17 protein-coding genes are annotated in these 17,741 nt (G+C 59.3%); 15 read left to right on the top strand and 2 right to left on the bottom strand.

Features of this window, described 5'->3' with window-relative positions; all coding sequences use genetic code 11:
* Window positions 1-51 precede the first annotated feature (51 nt).
* A complete protein-coding gene (locus DCC27_RS05400) occupies window positions 52-756 on the bottom strand; it encodes a hypothetical protein (protein ID WP_110101644.1) in 705 nt (234 codons plus the stop codon).
* 142 nt (window positions 757-898) lie between these two features.
* Between DCC27_RS05400 and rimP the strand changes: the two genes are divergently transcribed.
* From rimP to DCC27_RS05330, 14 genes are all read left to right on the top strand, one after another.
* Complete coding sequence (gene rimP, locus DCC27_RS05395) at window positions 899-1,474, top strand: ribosome maturation factor RimP (protein ID WP_110098710.1); 576 nt, start codon at window positions 899-901, stop codon at window positions 1,472-1,474.
* Window positions 1,475-1,548: 74 nt separating this feature from the next.
* Window positions 1,549-2,544, top strand: coding sequence for a transcription termination factor NusA (gene nusA / locus DCC27_RS05390; protein ID WP_110098709.1), 996 nt, complete (start codon window positions 1,549-1,551; stop codon window positions 2,542-2,544).
* A 74-nt stretch (window positions 2,545-2,618) separates the two neighbouring features.
* A complete protein-coding gene (locus DCC27_RS05385) occupies window positions 2,619-2,933 on the top strand; it encodes a YlxR family protein (protein WP_110098708.1) in 315 nt (104 codons plus the stop codon).
* A gap of 181 nt (window positions 2,934-3,114) precedes the next feature.
* On the top strand, window positions 3,115-5,901 hold the full coding sequence (gene infB, locus DCC27_RS05380; protein ID WP_110101643.1) for a translation initiation factor IF-2: 2,787 nt from the start codon (window positions 3,115-3,117) through the stop codon (window positions 5,899-5,901).
* Between the two features lie 105 nt (window positions 5,902-6,006).
* The gene (gene rbfA, locus DCC27_RS05375) at window positions 6,007-6,444 is read left to right on the top strand and encodes a 30S ribosome-binding factor RbfA (protein ID WP_110101642.1); all 438 of its coding nucleotides are present in this window, start codon (window positions 6,007-6,009) and stop codon (window positions 6,442-6,444) included.
* 6 nt (window positions 6,445-6,450) lie between these two features.
* Window positions 6,451-7,413: a tRNA pseudouridine(55) synthase TruB gene (gene truB / locus DCC27_RS05370; protein WP_183145582.1), complete on the top strand. Its 963-nt coding sequence runs from the start codon at window positions 6,451-6,453 to the stop codon at window positions 7,411-7,413.
* Window positions 7,413-7,778, top strand: a complete 366-nt coding sequence (locus tag DCC27_RS05365) for a hypothetical protein (protein ID WP_110101641.1) — start codon at window positions 7,413-7,415, stop codon at window positions 7,776-7,778. The genes truB and DCC27_RS05365 overlap by 1 nt, the downstream gene beginning before the upstream one ends.
* A gap of 5 nt (window positions 7,779-7,783) precedes the next feature.
* A complete protein-coding gene (locus tag DCC27_RS05360; RefSeq protein ID WP_371682202.1) occupies window positions 7,784-8,296 on the top strand; it encodes a hypothetical protein in 513 nt (170 codons plus the stop codon).
* Window positions 8,297-8,310: 14 nt separating this feature from the next.
* Window positions 8,311-9,288 (top strand): bifunctional riboflavin kinase/FAD synthetase, encoded by a 978-nt coding sequence (locus DCC27_RS05355; protein ID WP_110101640.1) that lies wholly within the window; start codon window positions 8,311-8,313, stop codon window positions 9,286-9,288.
* Window positions 9,281-10,129, top strand: coding sequence for a class I SAM-dependent methyltransferase (locus DCC27_RS05350; protein WP_158524783.1), 849 nt, complete (start codon window positions 9,281-9,283; stop codon window positions 10,127-10,129). The genes DCC27_RS05355 and DCC27_RS05350 overlap by 8 nt, the downstream gene beginning before the upstream one ends.
* A gap of 58 nt (window positions 10,130-10,187) precedes the next feature.
* The gene (locus tag DCC27_RS05345) at window positions 10,188-11,480 is read left to right on the top strand and encodes an AI-2E family transporter (protein ID WP_110110869.1); all 1,293 of its coding nucleotides are present in this window, start codon (window positions 10,188-10,190) and stop codon (window positions 11,478-11,480) included.
* Window positions 11,481-11,594: 114 nt separating this feature from the next.
* Window positions 11,595-12,815: an MFS transporter gene (locus DCC27_RS05340; RefSeq protein ID WP_110110868.1), complete on the top strand. Its 1,221-nt coding sequence runs from the start codon at window positions 11,595-11,597 to the stop codon at window positions 12,813-12,815.
* A 119-nt stretch (window positions 12,816-12,934) separates the two neighbouring features.
* Window positions 12,935-13,204: a 30S ribosomal protein S15 gene (gene rpsO, locus DCC27_RS05335; RefSeq protein WP_110098700.1), complete on the top strand. Its 270-nt coding sequence runs from the start codon at window positions 12,935-12,937 to the stop codon at window positions 13,202-13,204.
* Between the two features lie 262 nt (window positions 13,205-13,466).
* Window positions 13,467-15,686 (top strand): polyribonucleotide nucleotidyltransferase, encoded by a 2,220-nt coding sequence (locus DCC27_RS05330; protein WP_110110867.1) that lies wholly within the window; start codon window positions 13,467-13,469, stop codon window positions 15,684-15,686.
* Window positions 15,687-16,144: 458 nt separating this feature from the next.
* Here the strand turns inward: DCC27_RS05330 and DCC27_RS05325 are convergent, their stop codons facing one another.
* Window positions 16,145-16,432: a hypothetical protein gene (locus DCC27_RS05325; RefSeq protein ID WP_110110866.1), complete on the bottom strand. Its 288-nt coding sequence runs from the start codon at window positions 16,430-16,432 to the stop codon at window positions 16,145-16,147.
* Between DCC27_RS05325 and DCC27_RS05320 the strand changes: the two genes are divergently transcribed.
* Window positions 16,431-17,636 (top strand): pitrilysin family protein, encoded by a 1,206-nt coding sequence (locus tag DCC27_RS05320; protein WP_110110865.1) that lies wholly within the window; start codon window positions 16,431-16,433, stop codon window positions 17,634-17,636. The genes DCC27_RS05325 and DCC27_RS05320 overlap by 2 nt on opposite strands.
* Window positions 17,637-17,741: the final 105 nt, after the last annotated feature.

Genomic DNA, 17,741 nt, shown 5'->3' with positions numbered 1-17,741 from the left:
CTCTCTCGGCCCGGAGAGTAACTGCCGGTCGGTCCTGTGCCCCTGTGCCCCCTAGGCGGTGAGTTCGGCCAGCTCCGATAGCTTCTGTTCGAACACCATTGATTCCCAGAGCCCGGCCTCAGCAAGTTGTTCCTGAGCCGGGGTGCTGGCCTCCTCCCAGGCGCGCGTCCACTGCGCCTTGAGGCTTTCCGCCGGCTCGTGCAGGACTGTCATCGTCGGCGAGGAGTCTTCCCGTAGCTGTTGGTCAACTACCTCTGGGTGTTCTGGGTAAGCCACGCATTCAGTTGGTAGACCGGCGGTCATCGCCATACTGGAAGATTCGGCAGTTAAATCAAGATCAATCACCGCGTTAGTCCAGTCTTGTTGCTCATCCTCCGTAGAGGCGCTCTCAGGTGCCTCGACGCGGGCGGAGAGAAATTCTGTCAGACGAGCGAGTGCTCGGTGCTCTCGGCCGAGGTCTTGAACTTGCTCGACCCAATCACCGTCGCATTCTTCACCGGTCACGGTGGAAGCGGTGTCCCACAGAGCACGATAGTCCTCCGGTTCTTCGCCTTGCTCGGCGAGACGCTGGTACTTCTCCACGATTTCGGTGGCATCCCGCGGTGGCGCAAACAGCGGGAAAGAGAATGGCCCGGGCGCGAAGAGGCTACGAATGCCCCACCATCCCAGAATCAGGATCACCAAGGTGGCTGCCACGGTGAGGGGGATTACCACGTAACGCCAACGAGACGATTGTGTCGATGCGGAGGATTTCACAGCTCAGATTCTTCCACGTTTACCACTCAACTGTGCGTATTGCTGTCCCAGAGGGCTAAGGTTTAAGATTGCGCACGATATTGAGCACGCCACAGACGACACCACAGATAACAGCCGACAACCTTTCGGAGGTCCATCCCTGATGGCATCACGGTTCTTTGCTCGCACGCATGCTGAGTCCTCGGAAGACGTTTCAGAAAAAACGGTCGAGATGCGAAGCCCACTTGAACAGCTGATCGCCACGGCGCTGACCGATCAACAGGTCTGGGTGGAAGATGTGGAGGTCACCGGGACCCCGGGGTCCAAAGTTCTCACTGTCGTGATTGATGCTCGGACCGGCACCGAGGGTCTTAGCCTGGATGAGATCGCTACCTCCTCGCAAGTAGTCTCAGACGCTTTGGACGCCTATACCGGCCCGTTGCCGGAGATCGGTGACGACGCCTACCAGCTGGAAGTTTCCACTCCCGGGGTGGGGCGACCGCTGGTGCGTCCTCACCACTGGCAGCGCAATCTCGGTCGCACGGTGGAAGCCGAGTTAACAGGCCAGCCGGGTCGGCAACGCGCGCGTATTGATGATGTGGACGACACCGGAGTCGAACTGACTTTGATCATTCCGGGCGCCAAGAAAGGTATGCCGGAGAAGGTGGGGGAGCGTGCTCACTACTCATTCGACGACATTACCGACGCTCAGGTCCAGGTAAAGTTAAAACAGGCCTAGGCATGCTGGTGGTCTGTGGGACGTCGCATCCCAGGCACGAGATAAGTGAATGATCGAGAAGACCGGAGGCAGAGATGGACATCGATATAAGCGCACTGCGGATGTTGGAGAAGGAACGCGATATTCCGCTTGAACAGCTGGTGCCAACCATCGAACAGGCCCTCTATCTGGCCTATCAGAAGTCTCCGGGGGCGATCTCGAAATCCCGTGCTGAAATTGATCTGAAGACCGGCAAGGTGACGATCTGGGCCACCGAGTTCGATGAAAACAACAACGCCATCGGGGAATTCGACGACACCCCCAATGACTTTGGTCGCGTCGCGGCCTCAACTGCCCGCCAGGTCATCCTGCAACGGTTGCGCGATGCAGAAGACACCCAAATTTTAGGTGAGTTCAAAGACAAACAAGACCAGCTGGTATCCGGCGTCATCCAACAGGGTAAAAACCCCCATATGATTCAGGTCGATCTCGGGTCGATTGAAGCAGTGTTGCCGCCAGCAGAACAGGTTCCCGGGGAAGAGTACGTGCACGGCAAACGCCTACGGTGCTATGTTGTTTCGGTCACCCGTGGTACCAAAGGACCGTCGGTGACGGTTTCGCGCTCGCATCCGCAGCTGGTGGCCAAGCTGTTTGAGCTAGAAGTTCCCGAAATCGCTGACGGGTCAGTAGAGATCGTTGCTCTTGCTCGTGAAGCCGGGCACCGCTCCAAGATAGCAGTGCGGGCCAAGCAGGCCGGGTTGAACGCTAAAGGCGCGTGCATTGGTGAACTCGGCTCGCGCGTCAGAGCGGTCATGACCGAACTGAACGACGAAAAAATCGACATCATTGACGCCTCAGAGGAACCAGCCAAGTTCGTTGCGAACGCGCTGAGCCCCGCCAAGGTTTCCTCGGTGCCGATGGTTGATGAAGCCACCCGCTCAGCACGTGTGATCGTTCCGGATTACCAACTGTCTTTAGCTATTGGCAAAGAAGGACAAAATGCTCGTCTGGCGGCCAAATTGACTGGATGGCGCATTGATATTATGGGGGAGTCGGGAACCACTGACCCTTTGGCGGTGACCCCGGACTAGAAACCGGCGACAAAATATTTTCAAAACCGCTAAACTATAGTATGTCTTTTTGTGCTCCATGAGATGGGAGAACCATGGGTTCACGTCTTCCGGTGCGAACGTGCATCGGATGCCGAGCACAACAAGAGACTCCTAACCTGGTGCGTTGCGCCTGCGACATGACCGCGGATACCCGATTCGTGGTGGTGGACTGGCAACGAAAACTCCCGGGACGTGGGGCGTGGATACACCCCAACACACAGTGCGTGCGACGTGCTGTAAAATCCGGTGCTTTTCACCGCGCTTTTCGGACTCGCGTCAATGCCGAGTCACTGCGTGCGGTCGAAGCGGAGTTTTCCAAGGTGCTGGGTGAACTAAACCAAGGACAAGAAAGCGGGTCGAAGATCTGATGGATACCCGGTGAGCACACGATGAGTGCCCAACCATGACCAAAAAGACATGCTCACACAGCATGCTACGACACCAAACTGTCGTGGCGTGCCCAAGATTAGAGCCCCACACAACGATGGTACGAATCCGGACGCGCTGAGCACCCGCCCGCCGCCGCGATTCGTCCAGAACAGGAGAGTCGTGGCGAAACTACGCGTCCACGAAGTTGCCAAGCAACTTGGGATCACCTCGAAAGAGGCCCTTGCCAAATTGGAAGACATGGGGGAGTTCGTCTCCTCCGCATCGTCAACCATTGAACCCCCAGTCGTGAAACGGCTGAAGGCCGAATTCAAAGACGACGCTTCGTCCGAGGACAAGCCTAAGCCTGCCCAGAAGCCCGCGCCCAAAAAGCCGGCCGCCAAGCCATCTGCTCCGGCGAAGAAGCCGGCCACCAAGCCAGGCCAGAAGAAGACCACCACTGCGGGACCGAGCACTGAGCCGACCGCGCAGAAGTCAAAGGAGCAGGCATCCCAGGCTCCCGAGGCTCCCAAGCCGTCCCAATCCAAACCGAAGCCGGCCGCGCCGACTCCGCGTCCTGGGGCAGCCCCCAAACCCGGAAAGCCGGGGGGTTCTGGGAAGAAACCGGCACCGCGTCCGGGCAATAATCCGTTTAGCCCGAAGGGTGCCGCCACCCCGCGCCCCGCACCGCGTCCGGCACCTCGGCCCGGAGCGCCGCGTCCGGGCAATAACCCCTTCGCACCCCAGCAAGGAATGCGGTCTTCCGAAGAACGTCCGGGTGGGCCACGTCCCCGTCCTCGTGGCGGAGCTGCCCCCAAGCCCGGTATGCCCCGTGGTAATAAACCGCGGTCTGCACCCAAGCCAAGTCGCCAGGATTCGCCGGCGCCGAAGCCGTCGAATTTGCGTCCCTCACCGGCGATGATGCCCGGACACATTGATCGTCCGGCCCCGCCGAGTCAACACAAGGGCCCGGGACATCCGGGGGGCCGTCGTTCTGGTGGCGGCGGTGGCCGTCGTCCAGGCGGTCACGGCAACGCTCAGGGCGCATTCGGTCGAGGAGGCCGGGCAGGACGTCGTCGGGCGAAGAAGCGTCAAAAGCGTCAAGAAGTAGAGCAACAAGCACCAGTGATCGGTGGTGTCAAAGTCCCCAAAGGCGATGGCAACACCGTCATTCGGCTACGTCGCGGCTCTTCCATTGCCGATTTGGCCGAGAAAATTGGTGCCGATCCGGCAGCACTGGTGACCGTGATGTTCCACCTAGGCGAGATGGCGACCGCCAACCAGTCTCTGGACGAGGACACCTTCGGTGTGCTCGGTGACGAACTGGGGTACAAGGTCCAGATCGTCTCGCCCGAGGACGAAGACAAGGAAATCCTCGAGTCCTTTGACATCAATCTAGAAGCGGAAGAGGCCGCAGAAGATGAGGAGGACCAGGATCCTCGTCCGCCGGTGGTGACCGTGATGGGTCACGTCGACCATGGTAAGACTCGGCTGCTGGATGCCATCCGTTCCTCGAGGGTTCGGGAAGGCGAAGCCGGTGGTATTACTCAGCACATTGGTGCGTACCAGATCGATGTGGAGCTTGAAGGCGACCAGCGTGCCATCACCTTCATCGACACCCCGGGTCACGAGGCGTTTACGGCCATGCGTGCTCGCGGTGCTGAAGTCACCGACATCGCCGTGCTCGTCGTCGCCGCTGACGATGGTGTGATGCCGCAAACCGTTGAAGCGCTCAACCACGCTCAGGCAGCTGATGTGCCCATTGTGGTGGCCATCAACAAGGTGGATAAGCCCGAGGCCAACCCCGACCGGATCCGTGGTGAGCTGTCGGAGTACGGGCTGGTGCCCGAGGAATACGGTGGCGAAACCATGTTCGTTGAGGTTTCGGCGTTGCAGAAGATGGGTATCGACCAGCTACTCGAAGCTGTGTTGCTGACCGCAGATGCGACTCTGGAGCTCAAGGCAAACCCGGATAAGGACGCCCGCGGTGTGGCTATTGAAGCCAACCTGGATAAGGGCCGTGGTGCGGTGGCCACCGTCCTGGTTGAGTCCGGTACCTTGCGGGTGGGAGACAACATGGTTTGCGGTGACGCCTACGGGCGTGTGCGTGCCATGTTTGGCGATGACGGTCAGAATGTCTCCGAAGCCAAGCCGTCGACTCCGGTCCAGGTGTTGGGCTTGTCGAACGTGCCACGGGCCGGTGACAACTTCTTGGTTACCGACGAAGAGCGCACCGCCCGTCAAATCGCTGAGAAGCGCGAAGCTGCCAAGCGTAACGCCCAGTTGGCACGTCGTCGCAAGCGGATCACCTTGGAAGAATTCGACCAGGCGGTCGCCGAGGGCAAGTTGGATACCTTGAACCTGATCATCAAGTCCGACGCCTCCGGTCCAGTGGAAGCGCTGGAAGACTCGTTGATGAAGATCGACGTGGGTGGCGAAGACGAGGTCCAGTTGCGAGTGATCCACCGCGGCGTGGGTGCGATTACCCAGAACGACGTCAACCTGGCCACCGTCGACAACGCGATCATCATTGGTTTCAACGTTCGCCCTGCCGAGCGGGTGACCGAACTGGCCGATGCCGAAGGCGTGGATATGCGCTTTTACACGGTCATTTACGACGCGATTGATGATATTGAAAATGCTTTGCGCGGTATGCTCAAGCCCGAGTACGAAGAAGTCGTGCTGGGTCGTGCCGAGGTCCGCGAGATCTTCCGTTCCTCCAAGGCCGGTACCATTGCCGGTTCTCTGGTGCAGTCCGGTGTCATTAAGCGCAACGCATCGGCACGTTTGGTCCGCGACGGCGCGGTGGTCACCGACAATATCAGTATCGAGTCGTTGCGCCGGTTCACCGATGACGTGACCGAGGTTCGTGACGGCTACGAATGCGGTATCGGCCTGGGCAAATTCAACGACATCAAGGTCGATGACGTGATTGAAAACTACGAAATGCAGGAAAAGCCACGGAGCTAGTCCTGCCGATCTCCTCCCCGACCCGGAGACTGTGAGCGCACAATGGCAGTGGCCGGGTCGGAGGGGGGATCCCTAGACAACACAGCATGAGAGAGGTTGTCGCCGATGGCAAATAACAACCGTCCGGCACGTTTGGCTCAGCGGATCAAAGTCATTTTGGCTGAAGCCCTGCAAAAAACTGTGAAAGATGATCGCGTGGAAAACGTGACCATTACTGACGCCAAAGTCACCAATGACCTGCAACAAGCCACTGTCTACTACACCGTTTACGGCGACGAGGACACGGTCGCTGCCGGTCACGCGGCGATGACCGAACACCGGGGCATGCTACGCCGAGAAATGGGTCGAGGACTCAACATCCGTTTGGTCCCGACCCTGGAATTGGTGCCGGATACGGTGCCGGAGGCCGCAGCACACCTGGAAGATATCCTGCGTGCTGCGCGCGCTCGTGATGAAGAACTGGCCGCTAACCGAGACGAGTCGCAGTACGCTGGCGAGGCGAATCCGTACCGCACGTCGGACCACCACCGGTCAGGAGACTGACGGGTGGTGAGCTTCTCCACCTCCGCTTCCAACACCTCCCAGGCCCCGGGACGAAGCGTCTCGGGTCTGGTGCTGGTGGACAAACCGACCGGCTGGACCTCTCATGATGTGGTGGCCAAGCTACGCAAACTCGCTGGGACGCGGAAAGTCGGTCACGCAGGAACCTTGGACCCGATGGCTACAGGCTTACTGGTCGTGGGGTTCAATAAAGCCACCCGCCTTTTGACCCACATCACCGGTACGAACAAGACCTATGCCGCAACCATCCGGCTCGGTGTCAATACCACGACCGATGATGCTGACGGTGAGGTCATTCATCGCAGATACGCCAACGCGGTCACTCGAGACCGTCTTGAGGTCGCCATCGCAGAACTGACGGGGGAAATCGATCAGATCCCTTCGGCAGTGTCTGCCATCAAGGTTGGTGGCAAACGAGCCTATCAGCGCGTGCGTGACGGTGAAAAGATCGAGCTACCGGCACGTCGGGTCACCGTATCTCGGTTCAAGGTCACCGGAGTTCATCGTCTCGACAAGGGAAAGATTCTTGATATCGAGGTCGCTATAGATTGCTCTTCGGGTACCTATATCCGGGCTCTCGCCAGGGACTTGGGCGAGTCTTTGAACACTGGCGGGCACCTGATCGCGCTGCGCCGCACCCGGGTGGGACCCTTTACTATCGATAAGGCCCACACCATAGAACAGCTGGGAAGTCGGTTTGACTACTGTGAGCTATCACAGGCCTGTTCCGAGCTGTTCCCGGTCCGTGAAGTCTGCGACCACGAGGCGGAAGCGCTGAGTTTCGGGCGACTGGTTAGCCCCAATGACGACGACCGATGCTACGCAGCTCGCCATGGTGGCGACACCGTGATCGCGCTGATCGAAAACGCTCGTACCAAAACCGGTTACGGGGCCAAGCCTCAGGTAGTGTTCGTCACCGATTATCGCATCCACACAGAAGGTGAGGCCTGATGGTCCTGGACGCTTGGTTCTGGGTAGCGACAGCGATCTGTCTGGGCTCCCTAGCGATCTGTGTTGTGATGACAATAATCCGCACGTTTCCGGATGATTTGTCGATCCTCTCGGTCGGCGCCGTCGAAATTTTCTTGGTCATTTACGGCATTTATGCGGCGATCTCACCGGTGGAGATCCAAGGTCCACTCTGGGAATTCTGGGGCTATCTCGTGGTCGCCCTTATACTGCCAGTGGTGGCCTTTTTCTGGGCCATTACCGATAAGTCACGATGGTCTAACCTGGTGCTGGGAGCCATGGGCCCCACCGTTTTGGTGATGATTCATCGCATGCAGGTCATCTGGCACGCATGGTATGGAGATTGATGCACGTGGATTCAATTGCAAACACAGTCGGGAACCGTTCAACGGCCCCCAAGTCGCCCCGATGGGACCGCCGTCATAAAGGGATCGGTCGTTTGATCGTCGCTGTCTACGGTGTGTTTGCCTTCTCTGCCATGGCCCGTGCCAGCTACCAGATCATCACCAAGTTCGACGAAGCCCCGATCTCTTATGCGTTGTCAGGTTTTTCCGCACTGGTCTATGTCGTGGCGACCATTGCTCTGGCGATTCCCGGCAAAAAAGCCTGGATCGTGGCTATGGTGGCAGTAACCGTGGAACTGGTGGGCGTGATCGGCGTGGGGATTTGGTCCTACGTACAGCCGGAACTATTTCAACATGCTTCCATCTGGAGCCACTTCGGTGAGGGTTACGGCTATATTCCGTTGATCCTGCCTTTCGTGGGGCTGTTCTGGCTGGTCAAGCACGCACCGAAAAACGCAGACTCGCACCAGGCTGACACCGTCCAGACCACTGAGGCGGTAGTCTCAGCACAACGGCGATAGGGGGCGCTCAAATAGTGGAGGCTTGGCAAGGACTGGCAGCGGTGCCGGCCGAACAACCGCCCTCGGCGGTGACCATGGGCAACTTCGACGGGGTACACCGGGGTCACCAAGAGGTGCTCACAGCAACCGTTGACACCGCCCGTGACCGCGGACTCCAAGCGGTGGTGCTGACCTTTGATCCGCACCCCAGACTGGTGCACCATCCCGAAGAACCCCTGGTGCCTATTGTTTCGTTGCCGCAACGGCTGAACCTGATTCAACGGGCCGGTGCCGACGCCACGTGCGTGGTGCACTACACGCTGAACTTCGCGAGCCAATCGCCAGAGGAATACGTGCGCACCACCCTGGTCGAAACCTTTAACGCCCAGGTTGTCGTGGTGGGATCCGATTGTCGCTTCGGCAAGGCTAACGCCGGTGATATCACGACGTTGCGAGAGCTCGGGGCGACGTACGGATTTGAGGTGGTAGAAGTCCCCGAAGTCGGCACTGACTCGCGGTGGTCCTCCACCAGTGTCCGCCAGGCCCTGTCTGAAGGCAGAGTTGCCGACGCCGCCACCATCCTGGGGCGACCGCATGAAGTCTGTGGCGAAGTTGTTCACGGCGAAGCACGCGGCCGCGAACTGGGTTTTCCCACCGCCAACCTCAGCGATGAGGCACAGGGTATGATTCCAGCCGATGGCGTCTACGCGGGATGGTTTATTGATCAAGATCACCACCGCTGGCCCACCGCGATCTCCGTGGGTTCGAACCCGACTTTTGAAGGGGTCCAACGGACCGTGGAAGCCCACATCATGAACCGGCCCGAAGAAGAGCGCGTAGAAGACTTCGACCTGTACGGACAAATCGTCACCGTGGAATTCGTCGCCCGGCTTCGGGGCATGGTCGCCTTCGAAGGTGTGGAGAAGCTCATCGCCCAAATGGGTCAGGACGTGGCTCAAGCCCAAGCTGTTTTGGAAGGCCGGTCCCTAGCCGTTGATGCCGTCGATGGCTGATACACCGTCTCGCCCGCAGTCAGCGCCACGCATCGACACCAACAGGCGACACGCCTTCGGTACCTCCTACCATTCCACCAGCGCCCAGACCTACCACTCGGTGCGACCCGGATATTTCCCAGAGATCATTGATTTTCTCCTGGAGGAGCAGGACCAGCCCTTACAGGTTTCTGCCTCAGCTCTTGACCTCGGTGCCGGAACCGGACTGTTCACCCAGGTGCTGGTCGACTATGGTTTCACCGTCACCGCTGTGGAACCGGCCGAGTCGATGGCAGCGTTTCTCTCCCAACGACTACCCCAGGCGCAGGTGTTGCAACTCAGCGTCGAAGACCTGGACCACCGGGTCCGTCATGACCCGGACCTCGCTCGACGGCTCGGCGATCAAACACTGATCGTGGCCGCCCAGTCATGGCACTGGTTCGACCCGGACCAACTCTGCACAATGGTAGCGTCCCTGTTGAAACCCACCGGCGTACTGGGTATCGTCCACCACCAGCTGGATACCTCCATTCCCTGGGTCCACCGCTTGACCCGGATCATGCACGCCGGAGATGTTCACCCGGTTGAGCTCAGCCCTGCACTGGTCCCGCCGTTTCGTCCCGCTGAAGGGCGATGGTGGCACTGGAACGACGTCTTAGGACCACAAGAACTTCACCAGCTGATGCAGACCCGATCCTTTTATATGCGCACCACCGACACACAGCGCCAACGTATGCACCACAACCTCGACTGGTATCTGCATCAGCATCTGGGCTACCGGCCTGAGGAATCTATCGCCGTCCCGTATGTGACCAGCGCTTGGCGCACCCAAGTACACCGGAGATCGCCTGCTAGCGACTGATCACAGGACGTACTATAGTCGTGATGTCGATCAACCCGGATACCAGCAGGATCAGTGCATGACACACACCAGTAACTCCTCGGAACACGCCTCGGAGACTGCTCAACCAGCCGCGGAGACCTCAACGCGAATCCCCAGATTCTCCCTGAAACAGCTTTGGACCGACGTCTTTGGACGCACCAGTATCCGGGCAGCCCAAATCCTGCTGATCGGTATTGTCGCCATCGCGGTGATCTTCGCGATGCTCCAGCTGACCCTGATCGTCATCCCGACCTTGCTAGCCCTGATCATCGCCTGCGCGCTATGGCCACTAGTGCGACTCTGTCGCACGGTGATGAATAGCATGCTGGCCGCCTGGTCCGTGTTCTTAGGCTCGTTGCTGGTGCTCGGCGGTGTCGGAACCGCCTTGGTGTTCTCGGTGATGAGCGAGTGGGAAACCCTGGTCGATCAGGCCATCAACGGTTTCAATCAGTTGCGTGCCTGGGCTGATGAGCTGCTTGGCGATGCCGATCTTCAACTCCGACAGGAACAGGTCGATAGCCTGCTGAACTCCATTCAAAGCTTCTTAACCTCCCCACAATTCGGCACCGGGGCCGTTAACACGATCAGTGCGGCCGGAAGTTTTGTCACCGGGCTGGTGCTATTCCTGGTGATTCTGTTCTTCTTCCTGAAAGACGGCGACCGGATTTGGGCCTTCTTCGTCTCCTGGACGCCCGAGCACTTCCGCGATAAGTGGATCGCCTCCGGTGACCGCGCCCAGCGGACATTCGGCGGATACATCCGTGGCACCGCGATCGTGGCGGCCGTGGACGCCGTTGGCATTACCATCGCGCTGTTGATCTTGCAGGTTCCACTGGCCATCCCGCTGGGTGTGGTGGTCTTCCTGGGCTCGTTCATCCCCATGGTTGGTGCTACGCTGGCGGGCATTTTGGCCACCCTGATTGCCCTGGTCGCCAACGGCCCGGTGGTGGCGATCATCGTGTTGGCCGCGGTTATTTTGGTCAACCAGCTCGAAGGCAACTTCCTGCAACCGGTAGTGATGTCGCAGACTCTGAAACTGCACGCATTGATCATCTTGATGGCCCTGACCGGTGGTACGGTGCTGGCCGGTATTATCGGCGCAATTCTAGCGGTTCCTCTGGTGGCGGTGATTTGGGCAGTCATCAAGGTCTGGACCGGACGTGACGGAGAAAATGACAAAGTCGACCAGGCCCAGCATCAGATCCGCCGCGTCGCCGAAGAAAATAAGGAACGCGAGCGACAGGCGAAAAAAGAGCGCAAGAAAGAGCATGACAAGCGCAAAGCCGCCAAGGACGCTGAAACGGTGAACAAAGAGGATTCACTCATTTAATAAGTAGCCACGGCAACGGGGTGGCTCCGCTGGACACCGTAGCCCGCCCTCAGATCCAGTCTGGCCCGTCAGCTTCTGGCGTCAATAGCCAAGAGTAGACCCACGCGCGGATGTGTGGTTATTCAGGGGGCACACACCATCGAACCATCACCACGGCTGTTTACTCCCGCCTACGTGCTGACCATTGGCGTTCAGCGGTTCGTCTCTTTGGTTTTCATCTCGTTGATGACCTTCATGGCGGTCTATGCGATTCGCATGTTCGCCGTTGAGGAGACCGCTGCCGGCTTCGCAGCGGGCGCCTACGTCCTGGGAGCAGCGCTGGCCCGGCTGGCCTTCGGGAAATACATTGACGTGATCGGTAGACGGCGCGTGCTGATAGTGGGACTGATCGTCTTTGGAGCCTGCTCGGGGCTCTACTTGCTGGCGATAAACTACCCTCTACTGATTACGGTGCGACTGATCCACGGGCTGGCCTTCGGCCTGATTAATACCGCCATTACAGCCGTGGCGATTTCGTTGATTCCCGCCCACCGTCTCGCGGAAGGAATCGGCTACTTTGGGATTTCGGGGACCATCGCCAATGGGATTGGTCCGTTGCTCGCGGTGCCGATGAGCCTGTCGGTTGACCCGGTGTGGATGTTTACTTATACCGGGGCGTTGTCGGTCTTGTCGTTGGTCGCGGTCTTGATCCTTAAGGTCCCCGAACCGGAGATCTCAGCCACCGAGCGAGAGACGTTGCGCGGTGTCCGGTTCGATACCATCGTCGACCTGGATGCGTTACCTGTTGCCGGGGTGGTGTTGTTGTGCGGACTTGGATACTCGGTGGTGATGACCTATCTGACACCGTTTATGATCTCCACCGGTGAACCGGCCAGCGCCTCGATCTTCTTCGCAGTGTTCTCCGTGGCGATGTTGCTGGTCCGGCTCTTTGCTGGGCGCTTACAAGACCGGCGTGGTGAAAACTCGGTCATACCAGCTCTGTTGCTGTGTTTTGCGGCAGGCCTAGGACTCCTTGCCCTCACCCAAGACCTCTGGGCCGTAGTGCTCGCCGGGACTCTGGTCGGATGCGGATTTGGCGGTGCTGTGCCTTGTTTGCAAGTGGTCGGAGTCCAACGGGCCACACCAGAACGCGTCTCGATGGCCACCTCAACCCACTTTCTCGCGCTGGACTCCGGGGTGGCGCTCGCTCCAGTGTTGCTGGGATCGTTGATTACCTACTCGGGGTATCGTCTGCTGTATGCAACCGGCGTCGGTCTGATGCTGGCCAGCCTGGGGATCTATTGGTTCGTGCACGGCCGGTACCACCGTGGCAGGATACCGCGTGGGGGAATGTAACACAAACCTGTTAGACTGATTCCGGTGCTTGCTGCGGTCCGCGGTGGCGGGCACTGGCTGGCAACCCACGGGTTGGCAGTGTTGTCCTTGAACGCGGCACACTCCAAGGAGTTTTTATCATGGCATTAGCCCCTGAAGTTAAACAGCAGATCATCCAAGAATACGCGACTCACGAAGGTGACACCGGTTCTCCTGAAGTTCAGGTTGCCGTGCTGACCCGTCGTATCTCGGATCTGACTGAGCACTTGAAAGAGCACAAGCACGACCACCACACTCGCCGTGGCCTGATGGCTCTGGTGGGTCGGCGTCGTCGCATGTTGCAGTACCTGCAGAAAGTCGACATTGAGCGCTACCGCTCCTTGATCGAGCGACTGGGACTGCGTAAGTGATCTATCTGACCGAAGGCGGCGAACTTGGGATCAAGTCGCCGCTTTCGTTGTGTCAGGCCACAGTAGGCCGATGCTGATAAGTCAATAACCCTGAAACTCCACTGATAGGTCAGCCACGTTCGTGTGCGGTCCTCGACAGTGGCTTTCGGAACCGCGGTGTCCTACCGGTATCGTACCGGTGGGTTATCCCACAGCATCCGAGGGCTTCGATCGAAGACCGACTGGGGTAGGCCTTGAGGTGGAAAACCACGAAAGGAGACCCATGGAGGGTCCTGAAATTAAGTTTTCCGAAGCCGTGATTGACAACGGCGCCTACGGCAAGCGCACGGTGCGCTTTGAAACCGGCCGGTTGGCCCAGCAGGCTGCTGGGTCGGCCATGGTCTACATCGATGATGAGACGTCGATGCTCTCGGCCACCGCGGTGGGCAATAGCCCGCGCGAAGGTTTCGACTTCTTCCCGCTGACCGTCGACGTCGAGGAGCGTCAATACGCCAAGGGCGAGATCCCCGGCTCGTTTTTCCGTCGTGAGGGTCGTCCCTCCACCGATGCGATTCTGACCTGCCGTCTAATTGACCGCCCGTTGCGACCGGCCTTTAAGAAGGGCATCCGCAACGAGGTCCAGGTCGTGGTCACCGTGACCTCCATCGCCCCCGATGAGCTCTACGACACCGTGGCCATCAACGCCGCCTCGATGTCCACCAGTCTGTCCGGCATGCCCTTCTCCGGCCCGATCGGTGGCGTGCGTATGGCGCTGATGGACAACGGCTCCGGAGAGCGCCAGTGGATTGCCTTCCCGAAGCACTCCCAACTGGACGACGCCGTGTTCAACATGGCGGTCGCCGGTCGTCTGGTTGATGACGACATTGCGATCATGATGGTCGAAGCTGAAGCCACCGACCACGTGTGGAAGCTGGTCAAAGAACAGGGCGCTCAGGCGCCCACCGAAGAGGTCGTCGCTGACGGTCTGGAAGCTGCCAAACCGTTCATCCGCGCCCTGTGTGAGGCGCAGGCCGACCTGCGCGAACGGGCTCAGAAGGATCCCGTTGATGTGCCGCTGTTCATTGATTACCAAGAAGACGCCTACCAGGCTGTGGAGAAACTGGCCTCCACGCGATTGGGTGAGATCTACACCATTGCCGATAAGCACGAGCGTGAGTCGGCCGACAATGCTTACCGCGAGGAAGTCGTGGAAGAACTGGCCGGTGAAGGCCGCGAGTTCGAAGAGCGTGCCGATGAAATCGCTAAGGCCTACGGTGCAGTCACCAAACAGGTAGTACGCCAGCGGATCCTGAAAGACCAGGTCCGGATCGACGGTCGTGGTCTGACCGACATCCGCAAGCTGACTGCCGAGGTGGAGGTCCTGCCGCGCGTGCACGGCTCGGCCATCTTCGAACGTGGCGAAACCCAGATCATGGGCGTAACGACCCTGAATATGCTCAAGATGGAGCAACAGATTGACTCACTGAACCCGGTCACCAATAAGCGCTACATCCACCACTACAACTTCCCTCCCTACTCCACCGGTGAAACCGGCCGTGTGGGTTCGCCCAAGCGTCGCGAGATTGGGCATGGCGCCCTGGCCGAACGCGCTCTGGTGCCGGTCATCCCCTCCCGCGAAGAGTTCCCCTATGCGATCCGTCAGGTCTCCGAGGCACTGGGTTCCAACGGCTCGACCTCTATGGGCTCGGTGTGTGCCTCGACCTTGGCGTTGTACAACGCCGGCGTGCCACTGAAAGCTCCCGTGGCCGGTATTGCCATGGGTCTGGTCTCCGACACCGTCGACGGTGAAACGCGCTATGCTGCCCTGACCGACATCCTCGGCGCTGAAGATGCGTTCGGTGACATGGACTTCAAGGTCGCCGGTACCTCCGAGTTCGTTACCGCCATCCAGCTGGACACCAAGCTGGACGGTATTCCCGCCTCGGTGCTGGCTGCCGCCCTGACCCAGGCTCGCGAGGCGCGGTTGCACATCCTGTCGGTGATCGCCTCGGCCATCGACGGCCCCGACGAGATGAGTCCCTACGCTCCGCGGATCCTCACCGTACAGATCCCGGTCGATAAGATCGGTGAGGTCATCGGGCCGAAGGGCAAGATGATCAACACCATCCAGGAAGACACCGGCGCTGAAATCAGTATCGAAGATGACGGTACGGTGCTGATCGGTGCCACCGAGGGTGCTGCCGCAGAAGCGGCCCGGGGTGCGATCAACAGCATCGCTAACCCGCAGGTTCCCGAGGTCGGGGAACGCTACCTGGGTACGGTCGTGAAGACCACCAGCTTCGGCGCGTTCATCTCGCTGACCCCCGGTAAGGACGGTCTGCTACACATCTCCGAGTTGCGCAAGCTCAACGACGGCAAGCGTGTCGCAGATGTTGAGGACGTCGTAGGTGTTGGCCAAAAGATTCAGGTCGAAATCACCAAAGTCGATGACCGTGGCAAGCTGTCACTGATCCCGGTTACCGAAGAGTCCGATGAGGACTAAGTCCCGGCTTTGACTGACACGATGACGGCCCCGCACTCGATATGGGTGGGGGCCGTTGTCGCGCACGGACTAGATGAGGACGAATCCCCGATGATCGTAGCAGGCGAACAACTTGGCCACCGGTTCCAGGTGGTGAACTGGGATAACGCACACGTCGACTGGTGCACTTCGACGTGGTGGTGTTGGGTTCAACCTGGGACTACAGTGACCGACGAGAGGACTTCCTCGCCTGGCCGGATCACGTTAGCCAGGCCAGCACCCTGGCCAATCCGACCGAGATGATCCGGTGGACGACGGGGTGGCTATAATCCCCACCACGGTGATCGAGCCCGGGGAAACACTCGGTGGCCATCCGCAGTCTGTCGTGGTGATTAAACCTGCCATGGGCGCGGGGAGTCGGTACGTCTCACGGTTCCACCACACCAGCCCTTGAGCCGGTAGCCACCGAGGGAGAATGGCTACTGGTATTCATCATTGGAGAATTTAGCCACGTTGCCAATAAGCGGGTCAGCATTCCCGAAACGGGAGCGATCATCGGCACGCTCTGTGCCGGGGAAACCAACACGCCGTGGCAGGCTACCGCAGATCAGGTGCGCTTGGGGCAGGATGCTATCGCGAGCGTCACTGATCGGTGGGGCACCATCCCGACCTATGCCCGGGTGGATGCAGTCATCGATGACGCCGGATTCTACCGGGTGCTCGAACTTGAACTGCCGGCTGGAGTCAGGCACTAAACTACCCAGCATGGCCACCATCGATATTGACCCGCAGTACTCCGGTGTGATCTATAACGGTGGGGGAGGTAACCTCGTTGAACGCACCGTCCTCGACAACGGTGTGCGTATCCTGACCGAAGTGATGCCTGGACAAAAAGCCGTTTCCATCGGATTTTGGATCGGGGTGGGCTCGCGGGATGAACAGCCATCAGGATACGGGTCAACCCACTTTCTTGAGCACCTGCTGTTCAAGGGCAGTGCGAATTACACCGGGTGGGATATTTCCGAAGCTTTCGACCGGGTCGGTGGAGATGTCAATGCTGCGACCGCGAAAGAGTCCACCTGTTACCACGCCCGGGTGATCAACACCAACCTCGCGATGGCGGTAGACATTCTCACAGATATGGTGACCGCACCACTGCTCGAGTCAGAGCAGATGGATACCGAGCGCGGAGTCATCCTCGAAGAACTCGCCGTCGACAGCGACGACCCGGCTTATGTGGTCCACGAATCCCTGGCCGAACAGGTCTTGCTCGGACACCCGCTCGGCCGGTCCATCGGTGGCACCCCCGAGGTGATCAACTCCATCAGTCGCGAGGACATGGTAAGCCACTACAACCGGTGGTACCGCCCCGAGCAACTCGTGATTACCGCAGCCGGAGGGCTTGACCACAAAGAACTGGTGCAAACGGTTTCTGCCGCACTGAGCCGTAGTGGATGGATGAGTCCGGAAAGCAACCTGATCCAGACCCCGGCACCGCGTCGCGACCACCACGCTGAATTCCCGGTCATGAACACCGAACGCCTCACGCTTACCCGTCCAGTAGAACAAACCGCGGTGATGGTCGGTGGCCGGGGCCTGAATACCGTGGATCCACGCCGGTTCGCGATGACGGTGATGAACGTCATTCTCGGTGGCGGGATGACCTCTCGGTTGTTCCAAGAAATCCGAGAACGGCGTGGCCTGGCCTACTCGACCTATTCTTTTGCTGCCAGCTACTCTGATCTGGGCTACTTCGGAATGTATGCCGGATGCCATCCAGCTAAAGCCGACGAGGTCATTGAGGTCATGAGCACAGAACTCGACACGCTCGCGCAGAAAGGCGTCACCGCCGATGAGCTCGAACGAGCCCACGGTCAAATCGCAGGAAACGTGGTGTTGGGACTAGAAAACACCGAAGCACGGATGTCACGACTCGGACGCGCCGAACTCGTCACGGGTCAATACACGTAGTGCCTCATGTCAAACTGAGCGCGAAGGGTAAGTCGTGCCTCACAGATCGTGAGCGCGAGAGGTCGCGTGGCTGCAGTGTCGTGCCTCAGCTAGTTTGAGCGCGAA

It is taken from the genome of Auritidibacter sp. NML130574 (assembly GCF_003185725.2).
Lineage (GTDB): Bacteria > Actinomycetota > Actinomycetes > Actinomycetales > Micrococcaceae > Auritidibacter > Auritidibacter ignavus.
This window is presented reverse-complemented; position numbering and strand designations above follow the sequence as displayed.